Origin of the sequence: Lentzea alba (genome assembly GCF_047445655.1) — a bacterium.
Taxonomy (GTDB): Bacteria; Actinomycetota; Actinomycetes; order Mycobacteriales; family Pseudonocardiaceae; genus Lentzea; species Lentzea alba_A.
Genome location: NZ_JAJAEG010000012.1, coordinates 58048 through 83316, shown reverse-complemented (window position 1 = coordinate 83316; position 25269 = coordinate 58048). Strand labels below are relative to the sequence as shown.

Sequence of the window (25269 nt, the reverse complement as noted above, 5' to 3'; positions counted from 1 at the left end):
TGGGTGGAGGCGAAGCGAGCCGACCGCCGGCTCGGCGTAACGGATGCCCAGGTGAGCGCTCAGGCCTGCACCGGCACCTGGTGTGAGGGCAGCACGCGCAGGTTCGCCGCCGCCCGTTCCAGCTGCGAGAGCACGCTCGGCCGCAGCGCCGCGATCTCCTGGTCCGCCGCCGGCCCGGCCATCTCCTGCAGCAGCACCTGCTGCGGGTGATCACCCTCGGCCTCGGCGACCGCCAGCACGCGGAAAGCCGTGCCGGGCGGGAAGACCACGCGTTCCTCGGTCGCCACGGCCACGCGGTCGGCCACCTCGACCCTGCGGCCGGTGACCGACCACAGGAGGTACTCGGTGGTGCCCTCGACGCGGTGCGTGGGGTTCGCGATGGCGTCCAGCAGACCGTGCTCGACCAGGACGTCGCCGCTGCGGTAGCGGCGCGGGCCGGTCGGGCCGCTCTGGCCCCACACCGTCGCCACGCCGTTGTGCACGGGCAGGCGGTTCAGACCGGAGACGATGCACGCGACGTACGGACGCAACCGCCCGAGGCGGCCCATCCGCAGCGTGTCGATGACCATCTCTTCGTCCTGCGACACACACGCGAGCAACGCCGTCAGGTCGGTGACCATCGCCTCGAACGCCGTCGGGTCCTCCTCGGCGTCCGGACGTTGGGCCAGCAGGCGGCACACCGTCGCCGCGTGCACGCCGTAACGCTCGCCCAGCGCGCGACGGACGGCATCGCGTTCGATGTCCGAGCTGCTGTGGTCCGGGCCGATGGTCTCGCGCTCACCGTTGTTCTGAGCCGGAAGCTCCCACGAGGCCAGCGGCTGCACGGGCAACGGGCCGTCCACGCGGAACCGGACGGCGGCTGCGTCCGGGTCCGACGACGGGAAGGCGGCCTCGTCGGGGTCGTCCAGCGCGTGCTGCGTCACCATCGCGGTGGCGGGCTCGGCGGGTGCCATGCCGACGTACGCGGGCTCGGGCTCGGCCGGTGTGACCGCGGCGAAGAAACCCGTGCCGTTGTCCGCCGAGTCACGCATCGACAACACCTGCGCGGCCGCACCCAGCGCCGCCGCGACCGTGGCCGGCTGGGTGCCGAACGTCGGCTGAGCCTCGGCCGCAGCGTGCGCGGGCGCTGCGTGTTGTGGCGCGGGAGGAGCAGGTGGAGGAGGTGGCGGCGGCGCGGACACCTTCGCGTCGCAGAACACGACACGCAGAAGTTTGCGCACCTCAGGCTCAAGGCGTTCCACGAGAGCAGCGCCGTGCACCGCAACAGCACCGGGCGTGGTGCGCCCCGGCGTGCCCACGGTCAGACGTGCCCACTCCGGATCAACGGGCTGAGAACGCACCTCAGCGGCGTTGTAGGGCTCGTCGTGTTCGCGCACCCACAAGCCAGAGGGCACGACCTCAAGCACGACGCCGTCGCCGAGAGAGAACACGCCGGACGCGACCTCGGACAGGCCCTGCACCGGGGTCCGGTAGCCGGACACGACCGGCACGGCCTCGTGCGGGGTGCACAGCACCTCGGTCACGAACGGCCGCCACGTCTGCTGCCCGCGCGGGTCGACCGCGATCACCGCGGGACCGCCGGAGCGCAGGTTGCCCACCGGCAGGCCGGTGAACATCGCGATCGGCTCGCCCAGCTGGTCGGCGACCAACCGGCCAAGAGCGGTGTCGATGCCGTACGGCACGAGCCGCACGCGTGACCGAGCCGCCTGGGGCAGCGCGGTCAGCAACCGGACCACCTCGTCGGTCGGGATCGCCGACTGGCCGGGGCCACCGACGACGACCGTCAGCACGTTGTCCCGGCACGGCAGCGCCACGATCGGGCGCGCGTCCTGGGCGGCCGGGTCGAACGGCGGCTGCTGCGCGCGCAACCACAACCCGGACGGAATGGGTTCGGAGATGCCGATCTCGCCCGTCGGCCACGGCGAGTTCGGGTCCATCGCCTCCCACTGCGGCACCGGGAAGCGGCGGCCGAACGGCATCGGCGACGCGTTCGGCTGGAACCGCACCCAGCTGCCGTAGCCCTGGGTGCCCACGACGAACGCGGCACCGGGAACCGTGGTCAGCACGCCGTCGGGCGCCACGACCTCGGCCTGCAGCTGCTCGGCCAGCCACTGCGCGGGCGCGGTGGGGCGCATCGTTCCGGCGTGCGACACGGCGAGCCGGATCGGCCCGCGGCCGCCGAGCGCGGTGACGACGTGCGGCCAGAAGGTGCTCTGGTCGCCGCTCGGGAAGTCGACCACGACAACGGTCCGGCCGCGGTCGACCGGAAGCGTGCGGGCAAGACCGGAAGCGGCCTGGCCAGGCCCTTCCGGCGCGGATACGACGAGCGTGGCGCCCACGAAGTTCGCCGCGAACGGCGTCCGTTGGGGCACCGGCTCCGGCTGCGGCACTGCTGCGGCCGGGGGCTGCTCGACGGGTTGCAGCGCGAGGTTCTGAGCAGTGTTCTGCGTCTGCCCGGAACTCCTGGACTGCGTTTGCTGGTCGCCCTGGGCGGCACGTCGGCCCATCAAGCGCCTGATCACCTCCGTGCCATCCCGTTCACTCGCCCTTTCGGCTTAATCGGGCAACGGTCGTGCACGCTATCAAGGCGCGCAGCACCCGTGTCACCCAGTCGGGTTATTTGGTCTCATCCGATCGATACCCACACGGCGCGCGCTCGGCCGCACACTCCGTGAGGGCCGATGATCGCGGACGCGGAGTACGCCTTGCGTCCATCCCGGCCAAGTTCCCACGCAAGGAGCACGTGGTCCACGCCCAGTTCCACCGGCTGCTCCACTTGGGCGACGAAAGTGCCCAGCACGAACGCGGGACCCCCGTCCGGGGCAACAGGCTGTGCCGACGGGCAGTCCAGCGCGGCCCAGACGATCTCCGGCAGCACCTGTTTCCCGTCGTTCGGCAGCAGGTCCGTCGGCCGCCAGACACCGGCCCACTCGGGGCGATCGTCCAGCGGGCCGAGCAGCGCCGCGATGCCGTCCTCACGACCGGGCCCGCACCCGAAGCACGTCGGGAACGGGTGCTTGTCCCGCCACGGCACCTTCGCGGCGGCCTTGCGCGCCTCGTCGAGCGTCGGAGCAGCGGGAACGTCGAGGTCGAGGGTGGCGGCCTCGGCGGACGCGATCACGGTCTCGCCGTCGAGCAGCTGCCCGTCGCGGACCTCCATCTCGCGGTCCAGCGGCACCGGCTTGCGCAGCCGCACGCTGACGGGCGCGGCGGCGTTCGTGCTGATGTGGGCCGCGAGCAGGCCGGCGGAGTAGCCGCCGTTGCCCATCCCGGGCGGACCGTTGAACCGGCTCAGGACCTTCATGACACGGCCTCCGTGTAAACCCACTGGCCGTCTTCCCGAACGAACCTGCTCCGCTCGTGCACGACGCCCCCGACATAGTGCGCCCTGAACTCCACGACGCCCTCGCTCTGGAGCAATCCGCCATTTTCTGTTGCCAGTATTTCGAGCTTCAGCCAGCGATCGGTCGCGTCGATTCCGGCGCTCGCCGGGCGGTGCTCCGAGTGCCACGTGCGCAGCAGGTAGTCCTCATCGGACACCGCGAAAGCGCTGTAACGCGAACGCATCAGCTGCTCCGCGGTGGCCGCGGTCCGGGCACCGGAGTGCAGCGCACCGCAACAGTCCACATAGGACTGACCGGTGCCGCAGGGGCACAGTTTGTTGTTCACGCACACATCATGCCTGGTGAACCCGTTAGAACCGATGTCGCACCTCATACGTACTCCCGGTCAAGACTGACTCGCGGGAGGCAGAGGAGACAGCACGTGAGTGTCGACAGCAGGACAGAGCTCGTACCGCTGCGCACGTGGTTCGGGCTGCGGTGGCGCGGCTACGACCGCGCCGAAGTGGATGACTACGTGGCGGAGCTCGAGGCCGAGCTGCGCTTGGTGACAGCCGACCGGGATGCGTCCGAAGCCCGTGCCGACGCCCTGGCCAGCAGGTTGATCTCGGTTCAGGAGGAGAACGCGGGCTTGCAGGACGGCCTGCACCGCATCTGCCTGACCCCGATCGACCCGAAGGGCTTGCCCGAACGACTGGCGCGCATGGTCGCGCTGGCCGAGGAAGAACGCCGCGAGGTGATCAGGGACGCCCAGCTCAAGGCGTTGATGATCGTCGGCGAGGCGGAGCAGCGGGCACGCGTTCTGGACGAGGAGGCCGCGAACAAACGGGAGTCGATCCGTGAGGACTTCCGGCTCGCCATGTCGGCGCGCCGAGCCGAGGCCATGCGCGCCCTGGCAGAATTGCGAAATGTCGCGCTCGACGAGGCGGAGCGCATTATCGCAGAAGCGAAGGTGCGTAGCGCTGGAATCGACTAGGGAATTCCCCAGACTTCACCCTGGATCGTTTGGGACAGCCCCCGCCGCCCAATAGCACGAGGGAACCCATGCGATTCACTGCAGTCTTGTCGGCGCTTGCAGTTCTCCTCTTCCTGGGCCTCGGCTCGGCCTCGGCCGCGCAGAACGGGAACATGACCTGGTACGACGACAGCGGCTACGGCGCCTGCGGCACGCAGATCAACGCCAAGACGCAGATGCTCGTGGCCGTGTCCAAGGCCTGGTTCACGAACTCGAACCCGAACAAGGACCCGATCTGCAAGAAGTCGGTCCGGGTCACCTACAAGGGGAAGACGATCACGGTGCCGGTGCGCGACATGTGCCCGTCGTGCGCGCGCACGCACATCGACCTGAGCAAACCGGCGTTCGGCGCGCTGGCCCACCACGACCTGGGCAATGTCTCCGGCGTGAGCTGGGACTTCGTCGGCTGATCGGCTGACCACACCTCGGTGGCCGGGCGGAGATATCCGAATAATCTCCGCCCGGCTTCACCTATTCGAATTCCCTATTCGACAAGCCCGCACCAGGTCTTGCACTCCATAGTCCCAGAATGTTTCCTTCTCATATGGACATGGGGACAGCCACACCGATCACCGCATATGTCGTCGCCTGCCTGGGCTCAGCCCTCGGCCTGTTGTCGAGCGAACGCGCACGGAACGCGACCGGCGCGTCACGCAACTGGTGGCTCACGGTCGCCGCGGTGTCGATCGGCGGGCTGGGAATCTGGGGAATGCATTTCACCGCGATGCTCGGCACGTGGATGGGAGCAAACGTCGCTTACGACATTCCCATCACGCTGTTGAGCATGCTGGTCGCCATCGTGGTCGTCGCCATCGGGCTGATCCTGGCCCTCAGACGCACCGACGACGAGCGCTTCTGGCCGCTCGCGGCGGGCGGGGTGGTCACCGGGCTCGGCGTCGCCGCGATGCACTACACCGGCATGTCGGCGATCGAGATCAACGCCGAGATCACCTACGACACGGCGACCGTGCTGCTCTCCATCGCGATCGCCGTCGTCGCCGCGACCGCCGCCCTGTGGTTCACGAGGGAGGTCAGCGGACCGCTCGCCGTCCTCGGCGCCGCCCTGGTGATGGGCCTCGCGGTCACCGGCATGCACTACACCGGCATGCACGCCATGAACATCACGATCAACCAGCGCGCCTCGGTCATCACGGGCAACTCCGAGGACCTGATCATGTCGCTGATCGTCGGCGGCGCCGGGTTCAGCGTGATCATCGTCTTCCTGCTCGCGCTCACCTCGCCCGACGAGGAACGCCGACAGGAGGCCGAGGTGCTCGAACGCGTGCTGCGCCGGACCGAGTCACGCCGGCACGGCCAGCGCTGAGGGCCTCGTGGCGGGGGTGCACGTCGAAAACCCCGCCAGGTTCGCTATTCGTCGTGGAAGTCCGGGACCGTCGTGTCGCCGGTCTGCCAGTCGTGCCGGATGATCGCGTAACCCACCGAGTCGTGCCGATGGCCCGCCGCGTCCGGCCACGCCTTCCGGTAATGCGCTTCCTTCACGTACCCGCAGCGCCGGAACACCTGCCGCATCGCCGCGTTGTCCTGCCGCGTGGTGCCCTCGATCCGTTCGACGTGCGCGAACTCGCCGAACAGCCGGTCCGTCAGCCACCGCACGGCCGCCTGCCCGAGGCCCTTCCCGCGGTGGCTTTCGCTGATCCGCAGGTCGAACATCGGCGTGGCGTCCTCGAGGTCGAACAGCCGCACGATCCCGGCCCGTTCGCCGTCGGCCAGGATCCAGTACGTCTCGTCGTAGAAGCCCTGGGCAGCCCGTTCGAGCACGTCAGCGCGATCGACCTGGGAACCCGTGTGGAACGGCCACGGCTCGCCGGCGAGGAAGTCGGCCAAAGCCTCACCCTCGCCGGCGTCGAACCTCCGGAACAACTAATCCCTCTCGATCAGGTGCCCGATGACGTCCGGACCGGGGTGCGCGTGACCAGAACCGTCACGGCGCGGGTCGACGTCCGGCAACTCGACCGGCGAGCCCTTGTCGTCCGCTCCAGCAGGCCTGGACCCGATCCACGCCAGCACCAGGTGCGACTCGCCCTTGAGGAACCGCTGCGACCGCACACCACCCGTGGCGCGCCCCTTCGCCGGGTACTCGCTGAACGGCGTGACCTTGACGCTCTGCCCGGACGAGGTGACGACCATCGGCTCACCGTGCTCGTCGTCGTCCGTGCGAATTGCCCCGAAGAACACCACGTGCGCGTCACCGCTGAGGTTGATACCGGCCATGCCGCCACCCTTGAGCCCCTGCGGCCGCACCAGCTTCGCGTCATAACGCAGCAACGACGAGTCGCTGCTGACGAACGCGAGCGTCTCACTGCCGTCCGTGAGCCAGGTGGCGCCGACGACCTCGTCGCCGTCCTTGAGCGAGATGACCTCGAACTCGTCCGACCGCACCGGCCACTCCGGCGAGCACACCTTGACCGTGCCGAGCTTCGTGCCGAGCGCGATACCCGGAGAGTCCTTCGGGTCGAGCGGCGCGATGCCGACGACCTTCTCCCCCTTGTCGAGCGGCACCAGCTCGCTGGCCGCCATGCCTCCGCGCAGGCTCACCGTGCCGCTCTGTTCAGGCAGAACGGGTAGTGGGAGGACATCTGTCTTGAACGCGCGACCGAGGTTCGTGATCAGCACGATCTGGCCACGGGCCGTTGAGTGCACTGTCGCGGCCACCGCGTCGTGTTTCACCCGGCCCGCCCTGCGCTTGCCCTCGGACACCTCCTCCGACTCGGCCGCGGTGCGCGCGACGAGCCCGGTGGCACTGAGGATGACCTGGCACGGGTCGTCCGCGACCTCCAGCGGCCCGGCGGGCTTCGACGCCGCCAGCACCTCCTTGAGGTCACCGTCGATCAGGCTGGTCCGGCGGTCGCCACCGAGCTCCTTGGCGACGTTCGCCAGCTCGGTCGACACGAGCTTCTTCAGGACTGCCTCGTCCTCGAGGATCGCGGTCAGCTCCGCGATCTCCTTGTTGAGCTTGTCCTGCTCGTTCTCGAGCTCGAGCTTGTCGTACTTGGTGAGGCGGCGCAGCGGGGTGTCGAGGATGTAGGAGGCCTGGATCTCCGACAGCTTGAACTGCTTCATCAGGCCGTCCTTGGCGGCAGCCGCGTTCTCGCTGCCCCGGATCAACCGGATGACCTTGTCGATGTCGAGCAACGCCAGGAGCAGACCCTCGACCAGGTGCAGCCGTTCCTCACGCTTGCGCCTGCGGAACTTCGTGCGCCGCGTGACGACCTCGTACCGGTGCTTGAGGAAGACCTCCAGCAACTCCTTGAGGCCCAGCGTCTGCGGCTGCCCGTCGACCAGCACCAGGTTGTTGATGCCGAACGACTGCTCCATCGGCGTCAGCCGGTAGAGGTCCGCGAGCAGCGCCTGCGGGTTCACGCCGACCTTGCACTCGATGACGAGCCGGATGCCGTTCTCGCGGTCGGTGAGGTCCTTGACGTCCGCGATGCCGGTGAGCCGCTTGGACTTGTTCACCTCGTCGGTGATCTTCTCCACGATCCGCTCGGACCCGACGCCGTACGGCAGTTCGGTGACCGTGATCGCCTGACGGCCGCGAGAGCCCTCCAGCAGTCCGATCTCGACTTTCGCCCGCATGCGCACGACGCCGCGCCCGGTCTCATAAGCCTTCCGGACCTCGTCCAATCCGAGCAGGATGCCGCCGGTCGGCAGGTCGGGCCCCGGCACGAACTCCATGAGCTTGTCGAGACTCGCTTCCGGGTGCGTGATCAGCCACCGCGCGGCGCCCACGACCTCGCGCAGGTTGTGCGGGATCATGTTGGTGGCCATGCCGACCGCGATCCCGGACGTGCCGTTGACCAGCAGATTCGGGAACGCCGCGGGCAGCACTGTCGGCTCTTCGAGCGAGCCGTCGTAGTTCGGCCGGAAGTCGACCGTGTCCTCGTTCAGCTCGCCGACCAGCTGCATCGCCGCATGGGACATTCGGGCTTCGGTGTATCGGCTCGCGGCCGGTCCATCGTCTGGGCTACCGAAATTTCCATGCCCGTCGATCAACGGCTCGTTGAGGCTGAAGTCCTGCGCGAGGCGGACCAGCGCGTCGTAGATCGCGGTGTCACCGTGCGGGTGGTAACGACCCATCGTGTCGCCGACCACGCGGGACGACTTCACGTACGGAGACGTGGGTCGCTGACCGTTGTCGTGCATCGAGTAGAGGATGCGGCGGTGCACCGGCTTGAGGCCGTCGCGCGCGTCCGGCAGAGCCCGCGAGTGGATGACCGAGTACGCGTACTCCAGGTACGAGTCCTCGATCTCCGTCTTCAGCGAGTTGTCGAGTACCTGAGCGCCGGCCCGGTCGAACGCGGCGGGGTCGACCTTGGTCGTGGGTCCCTTACGGCGTGCCATGACTGTGTTCCAGCTCTTTCTGTGTAAAGGCTCAGAGGTCGATGGCTGACTGGTCGACTCGTGCGGCGGACTCGACGAGCCAGTTGCGGCGCGGCTCGACCTTCTCGCCCATCAGCAGCTCAAGGGCTTCCTCTGCGGCCTCGACATCGTCCATCGTGATGCGTCGGACCGAGCGGGTGGTCGGGTTCATAGTGGTCTCCCACAACTCGTCCGCGTCCATCTCACCCAGACCCTTGAACCGGGGCACAGGCGTGACGACCGTCTTGCCGGCCTTCTCCAGCTTCGCGACGGTTTGTTCCATCTGGCGCTGGGTGAAGGTGAAGTGCGTTTCGGCGTTGCGTCCGCGGGTCATGACCTTGTGCAGCGGAGGCATGGCTGCGTAAAGACGGCCGTCCTCGATCACGGGCCGCATGTACTTGGCGAACAACGTGATCAGCAGCGTTCGGATGTGGCTGCCGTCGACGTCCGCGTCGGCCATCAGGATCACTCGGCCGTATCGCATCTGTGAAAGGTCGAACGTACGACCCGTACCAGCACCGAGGACTTGGACGATGGAGGCGATCTCAGCGTTGCGCAACGTGTCGGCGAGCGACGCCTTCTGGACGTTCAGGATCTTGCCGCGCAACGGAAGCAGCGCCTGGTACTCGGAGACGCGCGCCATGCGAGCGCTGTTGTGGACGAACACACCGGCTTCGAGGGCGAAGTTGTGGTAGCGGTCCACAGTCAGGTCGTAGACGTCTTCCCGCTCCGGCAACGCCTCCACGGAAGCGACCGTGTGGTTGACCATGGACGCCGCTTCCCGCAACTGGGCGAAGTCGTCGTCGTAGTGCGCCAGCACCTTCAGGAACTTCAGGCCGGTCTTCGCGTTCTCCCGGCGGTCGAGCTCGTAGGACAACGCCAGCTCGAAGTTCGACGGCGTGTCCAGCATCGGCGCCAGCCGCTTCAACGCGGCGATTCGGCGGCCCTCAACCTGCCTGGCAACGCGCTCAGCTCGCGGGGTCGACTCCACGTAACGCCGCCGACCGGCCTGAACACGCTCCAGGTGACCGGTGGACGGGTCCGCCATCCGCTGCTTCATCCGCGCCGAGTGCTCGCGGCCGAACTCCGGGTTGCCCTCGTGCCAGGCGACGACCGCGTCACGTTGCCGCTGACGCTCCGCCGGGTCAGAGAACTGTTCGACGGTGGTGCGCGAACGCCACGCGAGCAGTTCCTCGTCCTGCCACTGCGCCAAGGAGCGCTCACGCCACTCCTCGCGCTTGCCGGGCTGCGCGAAGAACGCACGGACCCGTTCGGCGGCCGCGGCGCGGTGCTCGGGGTTCGCCCAGTACTCGGCCTGCACGGTACGCAGGCGCTCGGCGTAGGCGGCTTTCTCGTCGTCGCTCAGGGACGTGTACCAGTCCTGGAAGCCTTGTTCGAAACGCTTGCGAAACTCGGGGTCCTGGTTCAATTCACCGAGCCTCGCCAGGCAAGCAGCACGGAACTCTGGATCCTGCCATTGCTGCACCATCATTGCATTGTGCAGAGCTCGGTGATCCTCCCACGTCATCCGCTTAAGGTTACGCGGGTCATTGTTCCGCTTGTTCACGTCGACATGATGTCGAACAGTTCCATCGCTGGCACTGTCAAGCCCATGCCGAATGTTGTAACCATCCGCAAGATAGTGGGTGTAAACCCACTTCTCAGTGGCGTTGTTCCAGACCCGTTCGTAGCCGGTGAGCGTGTCACCGGCCAGCTTCGACGACAGCGTGCGATAGAGCGGCATCAGCGAATCGCCGGGATGCAAGGCATCTGCCCGACGGTACGAGCCGTCACGCAGCCGAAACAGATGGTCGGGCGTGCACCGCACAGACACACCATTGTCAACGGTCACTCGAACCAGCGACGCGTTCTTCTTCGTTAGCCGCGGCTCGACCAAGGGAGCAACAACGACAGCTCCGGCTTTATTGGTTGCGTAACCGAAGTGAGTGACCCCTCTACCCCAATCGTCAACCAGTTCCGCGAAAGTAAGAGACTTACCTGAAGCGAGCGCAACCCTCGTTTCTCCAACAAAGCAACCCAGGGCCGAGTCGCCTTCCACGAGAAATAGCTCAGAACGCGAAACACCCGTGGTGCGGCAGTCGACCAGCTTGGCCGGCATCGCCGCACCCTCAAGAGCAGTCTTGCGCCGAGCCGCGTCCTTCTGCTGCTTTTGCGTCAACCGCACCCGAGAGGCGTCGACGACCTTCTGCAGCACGGTCTTCGCTTCGACCTTGGTCTTGCGGTCCTCGGTCCACGCCCGCACCTGCTGGTCGACGATGCCCTGCAGCACCTTGGTGATGCCGGCGGTCGACAGCTCGTCCTTGGTCTGCGAGGTGAACTGCGGCTCGGGGATGCGGACGTGGATGACGGCGGTCATGCCCTCCAGCACGTCGTCCAGGGTCGGCATGTCCTCCTTGGGCTTCAGCAGCCCGCGGGTCTTGGAGATGGCGTCCTGCACGGCCTTCAGCACCGCACGGTCGAAACCACGCCGGTGCGTGCCGCCGTGCACGTTGCGGATCGTGTTGGTGAAGCACTCGACGGTGCGTTCGTAGCCGGTGCCCCAGCGCAGCGCGACCTCGACCTCGGCGGATCGCTCCACTTTGGACCGCATCACGCCGTTCTCGTCGGCGGCGTTCTCGAAGTACGTGCCGGAGCCGGTGATCACCAGCGTCCCGGACACGGCCCGATCACCGGACGGGGCCAGGAACTCGACCATGTCGGTCAGGCCGTTGGGGTAGTGGAAGACCTCTTCGGAGATCGTGTCTTCCAGCGCGGTCCGCAGCACGTACGTCACGCCCGGCACCAGGAACGCCGTGTTGCGCATCTTCTGGCGCACCACCTCGACGTCCAGGGAGGCGCCGTTCTCGAAGTAGCGGGCGTCGTACCAGTAGCGGGTCGACGTGCCGGTCGACTCGTTGCGCTTCATCTTGCCGGTGACCTGAAGGCCGCTCTGGCGCGTGAACTTCGCCTTGGGGCCGGGGCCGTCGAAGACGCCGGGAACGCCGTGGGCGAACGACATCTCGTGCACCTTGCCGCCACGTCGCACCGTGACGTCGTAGCGGTGCGAGAGGGCGTTGACGGCGGAGGCGCCCACGCCGTGCAGGCCGCCGGAGGTCTTGTAGCCGGAGCCGCCGAACTTGCCGCCGGCGTGCAGCTTCGTCAGCACCAGTTCCACACCGGACAGACCGGACTTCGCGTGCACGTCGGTCGGGATGCCCCGGCCGTCGTCGTCGACCTGGACGCTGCCGTCGGCGTGGAGCGTCACGACGATCTTCGAGGCGTGCCCTGCCACGCCCTCGTCGGTCGAGTTGTCGACGATCTCGCTGAAGAGGTGGTTGATGCCCCTGCTGTCGGTCGACCCGATGTACATGCCTGGCCGCTTGCGGACGGCCTCGAGTCCTTCGAGGTGCGTCAGGTCATCGGCCCCGTACAGGGTCTCTGCGGTCACGGGTATTGCTCCCTGGTTGTGTGCGGACTGCCAGCAGGGTATCCGCACGGACCGACAATTTTTCGCAGGACGCCCGTCACGGACGTGGAAAGCGTCCTGGGTGGTGCGTCACAAAGCCGGGCGCCACGGTCTCCTCACGGGGTGGAGTCGTGGTCCAGTCCTGGAGTACCCGCATCTCAGGGCCGTACTGACCTGCGAGACCGTTCAAACGATCAGGCTGCACGGACTGCCAGCGGCCGGCGGAGATGCGGTCTTCCAGGACACGCAGCGCCACGAGTTCCTCCGCCGCCGTGTGCATGCAGTGTCCCGCACGGTTGACGAAGAGTTGGCGAACGTCACGTTCCCGCGTGGCGTACGCGCGCTCATGTTCCGTCCCGGTCGGGTCACCCACAGCGTGCAGCGTCACCACCGGAGCGTTCCCGCGGCCGGCCGGATCGCCGAACGAGTGCAGCCACCGAACCGCGGCGGCATCGGCCGACACCCGAGGAGCCGCACCCAACGCCGAAAGATCAGCCTCGAGCGACACCCCGGCCTCCCGGTACGCCGCCAGCACGAGATCCTTCGAAACCGACCTCTCCAGCAACACCCGGTAGTCCACACCCGTGTTCCAGCTCGGATTGCCACCGGAACGCGCCTCGATGTCGGCCCGGCCGCTCCCCCACGCCAGCGAGCGCGCGAGCGTTCGGTCGTGAACGGCTGCCTGGGTCACTGCGTCGACCACCTCGGTTGGGCGCGGTTCGTGGACCCGCGACCAGGCCGGGATACCCGCTACCGCGTTCGCCAAAGCCAGCCGGGCCCGGCCGGGACCACTCCCCAAAGCGGTGTCGATCGCCCCGACCGCCCTCTTCTCGTTCACGGCAACATCGGAGACTCGGGCGACCTCCAACGAGGGCTCCAGCAGCGTCCGGAACACGAACCCCAGGTCAAGCAGCTGGTTCGACCGCATCACGGCCCCACCCAGAGCCCCGCACAGGGACAGCACGCCGTCGAAGCGGTTCGACTCTCCCAGCATCACCGAGGTCAGCCCGCCCAAAGAAGATCCCCAGGCGATGACCCGCCGCGGCCGAGCGACCTCTCGCGAGAACCACGACACCAACGCGGGCTGGTCACGCAACGCGTCCGGGATCGCGTGCCCGTGCGGCACCCGGTAGCGAGAGGCCGCGAGAGCGTAGCCACGAGCCAGCAACTCGTCCCGCGCGGCAGGCCGTGACGCCATCTCGACAGGCGGGTTGTAGCCGGCCGGATAGGTCCCGTGGCTGTAGAGCAAAAGTGTGCCGTTCCAACGAGATGGCACCTCGACGCGATATTCCGCGCCGTCGATCTGTCCGGTGTGGACAGTAGTCCCAGAAGGCTCCACCGGCATCAACAACGACACCGCGAGCAGCAACTTCCCCAGCATCGAATTCTCCCCTCGACGATCAGTCCGAGGACAGCCTCTCGATCACCGGACGAAGCAGCGTCCGACGAGACGATGCACCGGAGTACGCAGGGTTGCGTACGAGACCGTTCCGAGACCTTCCCGAAACGGACCCGTGAACCGGGATGAACACCGGCACGTATGCCCCGTTGTCAACAACGGACCGAGGGGACGGAGTGATCGCGTGCGCCATGGTGTGGACTCGGCGGGTCTTTTCCAGCAGACCGCGCACAGCCCGTCCTACTTCGAGCTGGCGCGGACCGGAGCCGGGGAACTCGTCGATTTCTGCATCCCGTGCAACCCGTACTTCCCCACGCCCGAGATGTTCGACGAGCTGTCGAAGAACCTGGAATCGGTGCTGAAGTTCTACCCGAGCGACTCGGGCAAGATCGCGGACCAGCTGTCCAAGGTGCTGGGTCTCAACCCGGCGACGCTCGCGATGTCGAACGGCAGCACCGAGCTCATCACGTGGATGGACCACCTGTGGATCCACGACAGCGTCGCGATCCCCATCCCCACCTTCGGCCGCTGGACCGACCAGCCGATGGAGAGCAACAAGCGCGTCGACATGTTCCTGCTCCAGGAGAGCAACAACTTCGAGCTCGACATCGACGAGTACATCAAGTTCATCCGCACGCGCGGCAGCAGGGTCGCGGTCATCTGCAACCCGAACAACCCCGACGGCGGCTACCTGCCGCGCCGGGAGATCGTCCGGTTCATGGACGAGCTCGCGGACCTCGACCTGATCGTGATCGACGAGTCGTTCATCGACTTCGTGGAGGTCGAGCGCAACCCGTCGGTCGCGGCCGAGGCGTCCATCCGGCCCAACGTGGTGGTGCTGAAGAGCCTCGGCAAGAACTTCGGCCTGCACGGCATCCGGTTCGGCTACCTGGTCGCGAACCCCGGTCTCGCCGGCAAGATGCGCAAGACGCTGCCGAAGTGGAACCTCAACTCCCTCGCGGAAACCGTCGTCTTCATGCTGGCCGAGCACGAGGCGGAGTACGCGGAGAGCCTGCGGCTGCTGTCGCGCGACCGCTACCGGATGGGCATGGAGCTCTCCCGGATCCCGGACCTGACCGTGTACTCGTCGCAGGCCAACTTCCTGTTCGTGAAGCTCGGCGGCGGCATGGACGGCCGCGACCTGCGCGACCACCTGTTGTCGAGGCACCAGGTCTTCATCCGCGAGTGCGGCAACAAGCTCGGCATGACCAGCAAGTTCGCCCGCCTCGTCGTGCGGCCGGAACAGGACGTGGACCGGCTCGTCGAAGGCATCCGCGACTTCACCAATGCGAGGTGGACAGACCGCTCAAGCCCAAGCCACTCCAGCGAACCGTCGCTGCTGATGCACAGCGCCTGAATCATTTCTCCGAAAGGTTGTCCAGAGATGTCATCACCGCACGTCCTCAGCGGTCGGCGCGGCCAGGTGGCTGCGGCCGCGCTGGTGGCCGCCACACTCGTGAACGCGGCATTGTTCGGCGGCACCAACGCCACGGCGTCCTCGCACCGCGAAGCCCCGCTCGTCGCGGGCGATCCGGCCATCGACAACACAGACCTGTACGCGTTCGTCAGTCCTGACCACAAGGACACCGTCACCCTGGTCGGCAACTGGTCCCCGTTCCAGGAACCCAACGGCGGCCCCAACTTCTTCCCGTGGGCCGAGGACGCGCAGTACGACTTCAACATCGACAACGACGGCGACGCCAAGGCCGACGTGATCCTGCGCTGGCAGTTCCACAACGACGACCGGCGCAAGAACAACACGTTCCTGTACGCCAACGGCGCCGTTGAGTCGCTGGACGACGAGAACCTGCTGTTCCGCCAGCGCTACGACCTCGAGGCCATCTACGAGAACGGCCAGAAGGTCAAGCTCATCAACAACGCGCAGGCGGCGCCGTCCCCGAACGGCCCGGCGTCCATGCCGGACTTCAAGAAGCTGCGCGACCAGGCGATCGTGCAGATCCCGGGCGGCGGCAAGGTCTACGTCGGACCGGCCGACGACGCGTTCTTCCTGGACCTGCGGGTGTTCGACCTGCTCTACGGCGGCAACCTGAGCGAGGTCGGCCAGGACACGCTGCGCGGCTACAACGTCAACACCATCGCGATCCAGCTGCCCAAGCAGGCGCTGGCGTTGAAGAACGACGCGACGCGCAACCCGAACATCGGCGTCTGGAGCACCACGCAGAAGCGCAGCCTGAAGCTCTCGCCAGGCAAGGCGGAGCCGCAGGGCGACTTCGTGCAGGTCTCCCGTCTGGGCAACCCGCTGGTCAACGAGATCGTGGCCCCCGCGGGCCTCAAGGACGCGTTCAACGGCCTGCGCCCCGACCAGGACGCCGGCGTGAAGGAGCTCGTCGACCGGGTCGTGAACCCGGAGCTGCCGAAGTTGATCGAGGCGATCTACAAGATCCCGGCACCGCAGGGTCCGCGTGACGACCTGGCCGAGATCTTCCTGACCGGTATCAGCACCAAGATCGGCGGGCAGATCAACGCCGACCTGAACTCGCAGATCAACAACGCCGACGTGGACAAGAACCGCTTCCGCCCGGCCGAGATGCTGCGGCTGAACATGTCGATCAACCCGAACGCGCAGCCGAACCGGCTGGGCCTGCTCGCCGGTGACACGCAGGGCTTCCCCAACGGCCGCCGGCTCACCGACGACGTGGTCGACATCGGCATCCAGGCGTTCGAGGGCGCCGCGGCGTCCGGCAAGATCGTCGACGCGCTCGCCACCGGTGACAAGGTCGACCAGAACGACCAGAACTTCGAGCCGAACTTCCCCTACGTGGCACTGCCCCGCAACGGCACCGCCGTCAACACCAACGGCAACACGGCGAACGTCGCGGTGAACCCGGTCGGCAAGATCGGCAACCTCGACCCGATGGCGATGACCACCGCGGTCGGCTCGGCGTTCGTGTTCGGCGCCGGCTTCTGGTTGTTCCGCAAGCGCCAGCAGCAGATCCGCAAGTACGGGTCGCACTCGAAGTGAAGTACCAACAACGGCAGGCCGTCGCGGTGGTTCTCCTGGTCACCGCGGCGCTTGCCTACCTCGCCGCCTCCGGTCCTGCCGACAGCAGGGCCGGGGGCGCGCCCCCTGTTCAGCCTGTTCCCGCCGCGGCACAGCAGAACCAGATGCACCGCGTGGTGCACCAGCTGCAGCAACGGTTGCACAAGCTGCCCCAGGACCGGGACTCCTGGGCGCAGCTCGGTGCGTCCTATGTGGAACTGGCGCGCGTCACGGCCGACCCCGCGTACTACGCGAAGGCCGAGGGCGCGCTGAGGAACGCGGGTGACACGGGCCTGGCCGCCATCGGCATGGGCACGCTGGCCAACGCCCGCCACGACTTCCACGCCGCCCGTGACTGGGCGGCGAAAGCGATCACCGCACTGCCGTCCTCCGCGGAGGCCTACGGCGTGCTGGCCGACGCGTTGACGCAGCTCGGCGACGACGCGGGTGCCCAGGACGCGGTGCAGAAGATGCTGGACCTCAAGCCCAACACGGCATCGTTCGCCCGCGCCTCCTTCCACTTCGAGCTCCACGGCGACGTCGACGGCGCCCGCGACGCGATGACGCGCGCGCTGACCGCTGCCGCGACGCCCGAGGAAATCGCGTTCTGCCGCTACCGGCTGGGCGAACTCGCGTTCGACCACAACCGGCTCGACGAAGCCGCGCAGCACTACGAGCAGGGACTGGCGGCGAGAGGAGACGACATGACTCTCACTCAGGGAATGGCCAAGGTCGCGGCGGCACGGGGTGAGGCCCCGGTGGCGCTGGACGCCTACCGCAGGCTGGTGGCGCGCGCTCCCCTGCCGCAGTACCTGCAGGAGTACGCGGAGCTGCTGGAGGCCAACGGCAAGACCGAAGAGGCCGCCCAGCAGTACGCCGTGCTCACGGAACAGCAGCGGCTGATGGAGTCGCAGGGCGCTTCCGACGACCTGGCCGCGGCCCTCGTCGCCGCCGACCGCGGTGACGGCATGCAGGCGCTGCGCCGGGCCGAGGCCGAGTGGAGCCGCCGGCAGAGCGTGTTCGTCGCCGACGCGATGGCGTGGGCGCTGCACATGAACGGCCGTGACGCCGAGGCTCTCGCGTACTCGGACCGCGCCAACGCGCTGGGCTGGCAGAACGCCACGTTCTCCTACCACCGCGGCATGATCCTGGCCGCGCTCGGCCGGGTCGCCGAGGCGCAGGAAGCGCTCGTCCAGGCGTTGCGGCTCAACGCGAACTTCTCCCCGCTGCAGGCGCTGAAGGCGGGTCGCAAGCTCGCCGAGCTGCGAGGCGGCCGGTGAGCCTGTCCAGCTGGGTCGTGCGGCCCGTCCTGGTCGTCGCCCTCCTGCTGGCGGGCATCTTCTTCATCAACGGCGAGGCGTCCGCGCACCCGCTGGGCAACTTCAGCGTCAACCACTACCACGGGCTGCACCTGCACCCGGACCGCATCGACCTCAGATCCGTGGTCGACGTGGCGGAGATCCCGACGCTGCAGGAGAACCTGAAGACCCGCGACGCCGCGCAGTGGTGCGACGAGGTCTCCAGAACCGACCGGTCCACTGTGGACGGCCGCGAGATCACCTGGACGCTCGCCAGGTCCACCAAGGAACACCCGGTCGGCCAGGCCGACCTCATCACCACCCGGCTGGTCTGCGAGTTCACCGCCAAGGTCGACCTCGACCGGCCGGCCCAGCTGGAGTTCCGCGACTCCTCGAACACCGACCGGGTCGGCTGGCGGGAGATCACCGCGGCCGGCACCGGCATCAAGCTCAGCGACTCCGCGGTTCCCACCGAGAGCATCAGCAACGAGCTCCGGACCTACCCGGAGGACCTGCTCAGCAACCCGATGGACGTCCGCTCGGTCACCTTCACCGCGCAGCCGGGCAGCGGATCCGAGCCGAAGCAGGCCTCCGGCTCCCCCATCCAGTCGTTGAGCGTCACCGCGTCCGCTCTGAACGACATCCTGGGCAGCGACGACCTCACGCCATGGCTCGGGTTCTTGGCTTTGCTGCTGTCGTTGATGCTCGGCGCGTCGCACGCGGCGTTGCCCGGTCACGGCAAGACACTCATCGCCGCCTACCTGGCCGGTCGTCAGGGCACGCCCAAGGACGCGTTCATCGTCGGTGCGTCGGTCACGGCCACGCACACCGGTGGCGTGCTGGTGCTCGGCTTGATCATCAGTGCCTCCAGCGCGTTGGCCGGTGAGCAGGTGCTGCGCTGGCTCGGCCTGGTCAGCGGTCTGCTGATCACGGTGATCGGCGTGATGCTGCTGCGCTCGGCCATGACCCGCGAGCCGGCGCTCGTCGGCGCCGGTGCCGGTCACGGACATGGGCACGGTCATGGCCACGGGCACGGACATGGGCACGGCCACGGACATGGGCACGGAACCGGGCACGGTCACGGCTACAGCCGGGCAAGCCTGATCGGCATGGGCGCGGCCAACGGACTGGTTCCGTCACCCTCCGCGCTCGTCGTACTCCTCGGGGCCATGGCCTTGGGCCGAACGTGGTTCGGCGTCCTGCTGGTCCTCGGTTACGGATTCGGCATGGCGGCCACTCTCACCGGCGTCGGATTGCTGCTGGTGAAAGCCAGGGACCGCGTCGAGAAATTCCTGGACGGCCGTGCCACCCGCGTCCTGTCGCATTACGCACCCGTCGGCACAGCCGCGATGGTGATCGTCGTAGGAGCATGGCTCACATTGCAGGCCGTCTGAATTACATCAATGTAAGAAGGCACGAAGGAGGGCCCGGATTCCACTGGAATCCGGGCCCTTGTCCGTTTTGATCCTTACTGCTGTGGCAGGTCTGCCGCCACGAACGTCTTGCCCTCGGCGTTCTCCACCGCGATCGACTTCACCTGGTCGGGCCGGACACTGACCATGCCCGACACGTTGGCGCCGTCGACCCGGCCCTTCTCGGACGAGGTCCACGCGAAGGCCTCGACCTTCGTGCCGTCCTTCGCGACCACGACCAGCTTGCACTTCTGCAAGGCCGGAAGGCCGTTGATCGCTGCCTTGACCAGGTAGCGGTCCTGCGACGACGGAGAGATCTCCGCCACCAGCCTGATCCCGCCGGCCGCCGTCGCCTCGCCCGTGCGGGTCGTGGCGATGTTGGTTCCCGGCGCCTGGTCCTGCATGAACACCGCGGCACCCCCGAACGCGACCACCGCGGCGACTGCCGCGGCGGCGAGGTAGCCCGGCCAGCGCCGGGGCTTGGCGTGCTGCGGTTCGGGAAGGTCCTCCACCGGCCGCGGACTGGCTCTAGGACGAGGGTCCGCGACCCGCGGCTGCGGGATGACGGACTCCTGCCTGATCTGCCGCAGCGCTCGCTGCAGCACCAGGTCCGACGGCTTGGGCAGGTCGGCTTCACGCTCGTGCAGGAATGCCTCACGAGGCACCTCGTCGAGCACCGTGCGGATCCGACGGAAGTCGGCGACCTGCGCACGGCAGGACGGACAGCCCATCAGGTGCTGCTCCACGCCATGACTCTCGTGCGCGTCCAGAACGCCGAGCGCGTAGCAGCCCAGGGTGACCGCGTCGTGCGCGCCAGCTGTCATACGACCTCCTCGTCGTCCCGAATCGACCCCCGCGGCGAAACGGTGTCAACAAGGAAAACGGGCAGATAGGAGGGCTTGGTTCAGCTTGCGAACGAGTTCATTCTGATTGCTCATAACAATGGCATTACGTAACCGGGCCACTACCGTTCATGGGCTGTCTGAGCTGCGCATTTCACTCGAACGGACGACTCAAGGTGTCTCGACTGGCTACAGGCACGTCTCTCGACGAACTTCCGGCCGATCCTCGGACTCCACGAAGACCGCAATCCCGTCCAGTACCCGGGCAAGCCCGAACTCAAACTCGTCGAGCGGGCGTTCGTAGCCGCCGGCGTTCCATATGTGCGTCATCCAAGGCAGCCGGTCGGGCGTGAAGTGCGCCCACAGCGAGTCCTGCCCCTCCCACCAGGCTTCCTCGGACACGCCGGTCTCCCGTTCGGCCTTGACCCGGTCGGCCATCGTCCGGCCGACGCCGTCGACGAAGTGGCCGACGGCGGTGACGACCGCGACCATCTCCTCCGGCTTCAGCCCCAGCTCGGAGACGACCGCGAGCGCGCAGTCGAAGCTGGCCATCGCGCGCGGACCAGGCGTCCGCCGCGCTTGCGGGAGCTGCAGGATCCACGGGTGCGCGCGGTACATCTTCCAGACCTCGCGCGCGTAGAACTCCATCCCCTCGCGCCACGGCCCCTTCGGCGCGCAGACGGTCTCACCCCACGCCGCGTCGACCATCAGGTCCAGCAGCTCGGACTTGCCGGGCACGTGCCGGTACAGCGACATGGTGGTGAAGCCCAGCGTCTCGGCGACCCGGCGCATGGTCAGCGCGTCGACACCCTCCGCGTCGGCCACCTTCATCGCCGCCTCGACGACCCGCGACTGGCTGAGCGCAGCCTTGGGCCCCCTGGTCGGCTCGGCCGGCGGCTCCCACAGCAGACGGACAGCCCGGTCCCGGTCGTTCTGCTTCACCCAGCCCCCTCTTTCACATCTCGCTTGCATGTGAATCCTAGAACCGTGTACAACGTACACCTAGTTTACTTCGTACACAGTTACGCCACGGGGGTGAAGTCGTGGGACACGCGGTGCTCGCGGAAGGCCTGCGCAAGAGATTCGACAAGAAGGCGGCGCTGGACGGGTTCGACCTGGCCGTACCTGCGGGAACGGTCTGCGGACTGCTCGGTCCGAACGGCGCCGGCAAGACGACGGCGGTCCGCATCCTGGCGACGTTGCTGCGCCTGGACGGCGGCCGCGCGGAGGTGGCGGGCTTCGACGTGGCACGCGAGGCGGGCCAGGTGCGCAAGCACGTGGCGTTGAACGGCCAGCAGTCCACCGTCGACGACGTGCTGACCGGCAGGGAGAACCTGGTGATGTGGGGGCGGCTGTACCACTTCTCCCGGCGCCAGGCCGAAGCGCGGGCGGACGAGCTGCTGGAGCAGTTCGGGCTCACCGACGCGGCGGACAAGCGGGCCAAGCACTACTCGGGCGGCATGCGGCGGCGGCTGGACCTGGCGTCGAGCTTCATCACCAGGCCGTCCGTGCTGTTCCTGGACGAGCCGACGACCGGCCTCGACCCGCGCAACCGCGGCGAGGTGTGGCGGGAGGTGAAGCGGGTCGTCGCCGAGGGCACGACGGTGCTGCTGACCACGCAGTACCTGGACGAGGCCGACCAGCTCGCCGACCAGATCGTCGTGCTGGACACCGGCCGCGTCGCCGCGCAGGGCACGCCGGACCAGCTCAAGTCCAAGCTCGGCGGTGACCGGATCGAGGTCGTGGTCCGCAACGCCGACGAGCTGCCCCTCGTCGCGGACGTGCTCGGGCCGGACGCCGAGGTGGACCAGGACTCCTACCGGGTCAGCGCGGCGGTGGCCGACCGGGTGGCGGCGCTGACCAGGGTCACGTCGGCGCTGGCGGCTCACGGTGTCGAAGCCGAGGACATCGCGTTGCGGCGGCCCACGTTGGACGAGGTCTTCCTGGCGATCACGGGTCACAAGGCGGAGGTGCGGGCATGAGCAACACGGTGGTGGCCCCGCAGGCGCGGGGCTTGAGTGCGGTGCGATTCGCCCTGGTGGACTCGTGGGTGGTCGCCAAGCGCGACCTCATCCACTGGCTGCGCGAACCGGTCAGGGTGTTCGCGAACCTGGCCTACCCGATCATCTCGGTGCTGATCTTCGGGCTGGTGTTCGGCAGTGCGATGAACGTCTTCGGCGGCGGCGACTACATCGAGTTCCTGATGCCGGGCATGTTCGGCCAGACCATCGCGTTCGGGGTCGGCACCACGCTGATGATGGTCTCGATGGACGCCGACCGCGGCGTCACGGACCGGTTCCGCGCGTCCCCGATGTCGCAGACCGGCGTCGTGGCCGGGCGCAGCATCGCCGACCTGGTGAACTCCTCGCTGGAGCTGCTGGTGCTGGCGCTGTGCGGGCTGGTGATCGGCTGGTCGTTCCACGACGGGTTCATGAACGCGATGCTGGCGTTCGCACTGTTCCTGTGGCTGCGGTTCTCACTGGTGTGGATCGGCATCTACCTGGGTCTGCTGGTGAAGCCGGAGGCCGCGCAGGCGTCGTGGATGTTCCTGTTCCCGCTGACGATGTTCGCGAACACGTTCGTCTCGCCGGAGCTGATGCCGGGGTGGCTGCGGGCGGTGTCCGAGTGGAACCCGCTGTCGTCCACCGTGGCGGCGGCGCGTGAGCTGTTCGGCAACCCCGGAGTCGGCGGCGACTCGTGGGCGGCGCAGAACTCGCTGCTACTGGCTGTGTTGTGGCCTGCGGTGTTCGTGGCGATCTTCTGGCCGTTGTCCGTGCTGAAGTACCGCAACCTCAGCCGCTAGCAAGTCGGTCCGGAGCTGGTCGGCGAGCCACTTCGCGAGAAGTCGCCGCCAGTTCCGGACCCTGTCCTTCTTCTCCTGGCTGAGCTGGTCGTCCTCGGCCCACTCCCGCCAGTCCTCACTGGCGAGCCAGCCGATGCAGCCGGCGATCCGGTGCAGCCGCAGCAGGTTCGGGTCGGGCTTCGTGCCGTACCCGGTCCAGAACGCCTGCGGCAGCGCCGTTCCGTGCAGGTAGAGGTGTTCCTCGAACGCCGCGAGCTCGTCGAGCGGGTTGCCCTGCGACGGGCCGTCCCAGTCGATCAACGTGGCGCGGTGCTCGCTCACGATGATGTTGTGCAGGTTGACGTCGTTGTGCAGCAGGCCGATCTGGTGGATGACCCGGAACGCCCGGCCGATGCGCGCCCAGACCTCGTCGGACACCGGCAGCGCGTCCGCGAGCGTCCTGCCCTCGACGTACTCGACGAGCACGTCGCCGCGCGCGTTCTGAGCGAGGACCCGCGGCGCGCCGGGCACCACGAACTTCGGCAGGTCGCGCGCGACTTTCGGTTGCCGCAGCACGGCTTTGCGCCCGTCGGCCAGCGTCACCAGGTGCAGGACGTTGGTGAGACCTTCTCCCTCCAGCGGTTCGACGCGGACGGCGGTCTCCAGCAACGGGAACAAACACCCACCTCCAGTAGAGAGTGTGTAACACAGGACACATCGGGCGACGAAGGAACCTGGGGGATGCATTCGGCGGCGGCGACGAAGCACTGCTTGGAGGCACACCGATGGTCCAACGCTCTCGGCTTTTGGCGCTCGTCTCGGTGACAGCGCTGGTGTTACCACTCGCTGTCACCGGTCCGGCACTCGCTGATCCCAACAACAACTCCCCGGCCAAGCTGGCGAAGGCCGTGACGCTCAACGGAGTGCTGCGGCACCTCGACGCGTTCCAGTCCATCGCGGACACCCACGGCGACCGCGCGGCCGGACGTCCTGGATACCAGGCGTCGGTGAACTACGTGGTGTCGCAGCTGAACGCGGCCGGCTACTCGCCCACCGTGCAGCAGTTCGACTTCCCGTACGTGGAGGACAACTCGCGGCTCGACCGCCTCGCGCCCTCCCCGCGCGTGTTCGCGCGGGACTCCGAGTTCAACCGCCACGGCTTCGACCAGCCTGTCGAGGGTGCCGCCACCGGCGTGATCCAGCCGGTCGACGTGATCGTCCCGCCCGCGCCGGTGCCGAACACCAGCACCAGCGGGTGCGACGCCGCTGACTTCGCCGGGTTCGTGGCGGGCCGCATCGCGATGTTGCAGCGCGGCACCTGCGGGTTCACCGTGAAGGCGTTGAACGCACAGGCCGCCGGCGCGTCGGCGGTCATCCTGTTCAACGAGGGCCAGCCCGGCCGCACCGGCCTGGTCACGCCGATCGGTGACGCGGCGGGCCTCACGATTCCCGTGGTGTTCGCGACCTACGCGGTTGCCGAGGAGCTCATCGTGCTCACCCCCGGCGCCACGGTCCAGGTCGTCGTCGACTTCACCGAGGAGACGCGGCCGGCGTGGAACGTGTTCGCCGAGTCCCACGACGGCAACCCGAACAACGTCGTGATGGCCGGCGCGCATCTCGACAGCGTGCAGGACGGGCCTGGCATCAACGACAACGGCAGCGGCTCGGCGGCGTTGCTGGAGACCGCGATCCAGATGAGCAAGGTCAAGACCAACGCGAAGGTCCGCTTCGCGTGGTGGGGTGCCGAGGAGGAGGGCCTGCTGGGGTCCGAGCACTACGTCGCCAACCTGCCCCAGGCCGAGCAGGACAAGATCGCGCTGTACCTGAACTTCGACATGGTCGGGTCGCCGAACCACTTCTTCGGCATCTACGACGGTGACGACTCGAGCGGTACGGCGCCGGTCCCGATCCCGCCGGGGTCGGCGGAGATCGAGGACGTGTTCGAGAAGTTCTACGCCGACCGGGGTCTGCCGTCCGAGGACACGGACTTCTCCGGGCGTTCGGACTACGGGCCGTTCATCGCGGTCAACATCCCGGCGGGTGGCCTGTTCACCGGTGCGGAGGAAGTCAAGACGCCGGCACAGGCCGCCTTGTACGGCGGAACCGCGGGCATCGCCTTCGACCCGTGCTACCACCAGCCGTGCGACGACCGGTCGAACCTGAACCTGACCGCGCTGGACGTCAACTCCGACGCCATCGCGGTCGCGGTGATCACGTTCGCGTTCGACACGTCGACGGTGAACGGCGTGCGCGCGCCCGGCAAGTCGCACGGACGCGCGCCGCAGGGTTCTGAGTCCTAACTGGACCAGAGGTCGCACCGGTCGTTGACCGGT

20 protein-coding genes are annotated in these 25269 nt (G+C 67.8%); 10 read left to right on the top strand and 10 right to left on the bottom strand.

Going from position 1 to position 25269, the window contains the following annotated elements; genetic code table 11:
- Positions 1 to 59: 59 nt before the first annotated feature.
- From LFM09_RS21005 to LFM09_RS20995, 3 genes are all read right to left on the bottom strand, one after another.
- A complete protein-coding gene (locus LFM09_RS21005; protein ID WP_414098207.1) occupies positions 60 to 2507 on the bottom strand; it encodes a hypothetical protein in 2448 nt (815 codons plus the stop codon).
- A 119-nt stretch (positions 2508 to 2626) separates the two neighbouring features.
- Entirely contained in the window at positions 2627 to 3304 is a 678-nt protein-coding gene (locus LFM09_RS21000; protein WP_414098206.1) for a hypothetical protein, read from the bottom strand.
- On the bottom strand, positions 3301 to 3675 hold the full coding sequence (locus LFM09_RS20995) for a YchJ family protein (protein ID WP_414098374.1): 375 nt from the start codon (positions 3673 to 3675) through the stop codon (positions 3301 to 3303). Before LFM09_RS20995 ends, LFM09_RS21000 begins: the two co-directional genes overlap by 4 nt.
- Positions 3676 to 3765: 90 nt before the next feature.
- Here LFM09_RS20995 and LFM09_RS20990 point away from each other — a divergent pair, with 90 nt between their 5' ends.
- The 3 genes from LFM09_RS20990 (at position 3766) to LFM09_RS20980 (ending at position 5680) form a co-directional block, all read left to right on the top strand.
- Complete coding sequence (locus LFM09_RS20990; protein WP_414098205.1) at positions 3766 to 4317, top strand: DivIVA domain-containing protein; 552 nt, start codon at positions 3766 to 3768, stop codon at positions 4315 to 4317.
- Between the two features lie 68 nt (positions 4318 to 4385).
- Complete coding sequence (locus LFM09_RS20985) at positions 4386 to 4766, top strand: cysteine/serine endopeptidase inhibitor (protein WP_414098204.1); 381 nt, start codon at positions 4386 to 4388, stop codon at positions 4764 to 4766.
- Between the two features lie 140 nt (positions 4767 to 4906).
- Entirely contained in the window at positions 4907 to 5680 is a 774-nt protein-coding gene (locus tag LFM09_RS20980) for an MHYT domain-containing protein (protein WP_414098203.1), read from the top strand.
- A 44-nt stretch (positions 5681 to 5724) separates the two neighbouring features.
- Here the strand turns inward: LFM09_RS20980 and LFM09_RS20975 are convergent, their stop codons facing one another.
- From LFM09_RS20975 to LFM09_RS20960, 4 genes are all read right to left on the bottom strand, one after another.
- Positions 5725 to 6237, bottom strand: a complete 513-nt coding sequence (locus tag LFM09_RS20975) for a GNAT family N-acetyltransferase (protein WP_414098202.1) — start codon at positions 6235 to 6237, stop codon at positions 5725 to 5727.
- Positions 6238 to 8718, bottom strand: coding sequence for a DNA gyrase/topoisomerase IV subunit A (locus LFM09_RS20970; RefSeq protein ID WP_414098201.1), 2481 nt, complete (start codon positions 8716 to 8718; stop codon positions 6238 to 6240). It abuts the gene before it with no gap.
- A gap of 31 nt (positions 8719 to 8749) precedes the next feature.
- On the bottom strand, positions 8750 to 12184 hold the full coding sequence (locus LFM09_RS20965) for an ATP-binding protein (RefSeq protein WP_414098200.1): 3435 nt from the start codon (positions 12182 to 12184) through the stop codon (positions 8750 to 8752).
- A gap of 76 nt (positions 12185 to 12260) precedes the next feature.
- Complete coding sequence (locus tag LFM09_RS20960) at positions 12261 to 13583, bottom strand: hypothetical protein (protein WP_414098199.1); 1323 nt, start codon at positions 13581 to 13583, stop codon at positions 12261 to 12263.
- Positions 13584 to 13785: 202 nt separating this feature from the next.
- Here LFM09_RS20960 and LFM09_RS20955 point away from each other — a divergent pair, with 202 nt between their 5' ends.
- From LFM09_RS20955 to LFM09_RS20940, 4 genes are read left to right on the top strand one after another with little or no spacing between them, the layout of a single operon-like run.
- On the top strand, positions 13786 to 14958 hold the full coding sequence (locus tag LFM09_RS20955; RefSeq protein ID WP_414098198.1) for a pyridoxal phosphate-dependent aminotransferase: 1173 nt from the start codon (positions 13786 to 13788) through the stop codon (positions 14956 to 14958).
- Between the two features lie 27 nt (positions 14959 to 14985).
- A complete protein-coding gene (locus LFM09_RS20950; RefSeq protein WP_414098197.1) occupies positions 14986 to 16584 on the top strand; it encodes a DUF4331 domain-containing protein in 1599 nt (532 codons plus the stop codon).
- Positions 16581 to 17882: a hypothetical protein gene (locus LFM09_RS20945; RefSeq protein WP_414098196.1), complete on the top strand. Its 1302-nt coding sequence runs from the start codon at positions 16581 to 16583 to the stop codon at positions 17880 to 17882. Before LFM09_RS20950 ends, LFM09_RS20945 begins: the two co-directional genes overlap by 4 nt.
- A complete protein-coding gene (locus LFM09_RS20940; RefSeq protein WP_414098195.1) occupies positions 17879 to 19294 on the top strand; it encodes a nickel/cobalt transporter in 1416 nt (471 codons plus the stop codon). Before LFM09_RS20945 ends, LFM09_RS20940 begins: the two co-directional genes overlap by 4 nt.
- A gap of 74 nt (positions 19295 to 19368) precedes the next feature.
- Here LFM09_RS20940 and LFM09_RS20935 read toward each other — a convergent pair whose 3' ends face one another.
- Both LFM09_RS20935 and LFM09_RS20930 read right to left on the bottom strand, forming a co-directional pair.
- The gene (locus LFM09_RS20935; protein ID WP_414098194.1) at positions 19369 to 20136 is read right to left on the bottom strand and encodes an anti-sigma factor family protein; all 768 of its coding nucleotides are present in this window, start codon (positions 20134 to 20136) and stop codon (positions 19369 to 19371) included.
- A 207-nt stretch (positions 20137 to 20343) separates the two neighbouring features.
- On the bottom strand, positions 20344 to 21096 hold the full coding sequence (locus LFM09_RS20930) for a TetR/AcrR family transcriptional regulator (protein ID WP_414098193.1): 753 nt from the start codon (positions 21094 to 21096) through the stop codon (positions 20344 to 20346).
- Between the two features lie 101 nt (positions 21097 to 21197).
- Between LFM09_RS20930 and LFM09_RS20925 the strand changes: the two genes are divergently transcribed.
- Both LFM09_RS20925 and LFM09_RS20920 read left to right on the top strand, forming a co-directional pair.
- Entirely contained in the window at positions 21198 to 22136 is a 939-nt protein-coding gene (locus LFM09_RS20925; RefSeq protein ID WP_414098192.1) for an ATP-binding cassette domain-containing protein, read from the top strand.
- Positions 22133 to 22957 carry an ABC transporter permease gene (locus LFM09_RS20920; RefSeq protein WP_414098191.1) on the top strand — a complete coding sequence of 275 codons (825 nt, stop codon included), beginning with the start codon at positions 22133 to 22135 and terminating at the stop codon, positions 22955 to 22957. Before LFM09_RS20925 ends, LFM09_RS20920 begins: the two co-directional genes overlap by 4 nt.
- Here LFM09_RS20920 and LFM09_RS20915 read toward each other — a convergent pair.
- Positions 22874 to 23614, bottom strand: a complete 741-nt coding sequence (locus LFM09_RS20915) for a lipopolysaccharide core heptose(II) kinase RfaY (RefSeq protein WP_414098190.1) — start codon at positions 23612 to 23614, stop codon at positions 22874 to 22876. The two genes, LFM09_RS20920 and LFM09_RS20915, sit on opposite strands and share 84 nt — an antisense overlap.
- A gap of 107 nt (positions 23615 to 23721) precedes the next feature.
- On the opposite strand from LFM09_RS20915, the gene LFM09_RS20910 reads away from it, so the two are divergent.
- A complete protein-coding gene (locus LFM09_RS20910) occupies positions 23722 to 25236 on the top strand; it encodes a M28 family peptidase (RefSeq protein WP_414098189.1) in 1515 nt (504 codons plus the stop codon).
- Positions 25237 to 25269 lie beyond the last annotated feature (33 nt).

Coding starts and splice junctions, on each gene's coding strand:
- LFM09_RS21005 (WP_414098207.1), bottom strand. CDS start 2,507: ATGGGCCGACGTGCCGCCCAGGGCGACCAGCAAACGCAGTCCAGGAGT.
- LFM09_RS21000 (WP_414098206.1), bottom strand. CDS start 3,304: ATGAAGGTCCTGAGCCGGTTCAACGGTCCGCCCGGGATGGGCAACGGC.
- LFM09_RS20985 (WP_414098204.1), top strand. CDS start 4,386: ATGCGATTCACTGCAGTCTTGTCGGCGCTTGCAGTTCTCCTCTTCCTG.
- LFM09_RS20980 (WP_414098203.1), top strand. CDS start 4,907: ATGGGGACAGCCACACCGATCACCGCATATGTCGTCGCCTGCCTGGGC.
- LFM09_RS20970 (WP_414098201.1), bottom strand. CDS start 8,718: ATGGCACGCCGTAAGGGACCCACGACCAAGGTCGACCCCGCCGCGTTC.
- LFM09_RS20960 (WP_414098199.1), bottom strand. CDS start 13,583: ATGCTGGGGAAGTTGCTGCTCGCGGTGTCGTTGTTGATGCCGGTGGAG.
- LFM09_RS20950 (WP_414098197.1), top strand. CDS start 14,986: ATGTCATCACCGCACGTCCTCAGCGGTCGGCGCGGCCAGGTGGCTGCG.
- LFM09_RS20935 (WP_414098194.1), bottom strand. CDS start 20,136: ATGACAGCTGGCGCGCACGACGCGGTCACCCTGGGCTGCTACGCGCTC.
- LFM09_RS20920 (WP_414098191.1), top strand. CDS start 22,133: ATGAGCAACACGGTGGTGGCCCCGCAGGCGCGGGGCTTGAGTGCGGTG.
- LFM09_RS20910 (WP_414098189.1), top strand. CDS start 23,722: ATGGTCCAACGCTCTCGGCTTTTGGCGCTCGTCTCGGTGACAGCGCTG.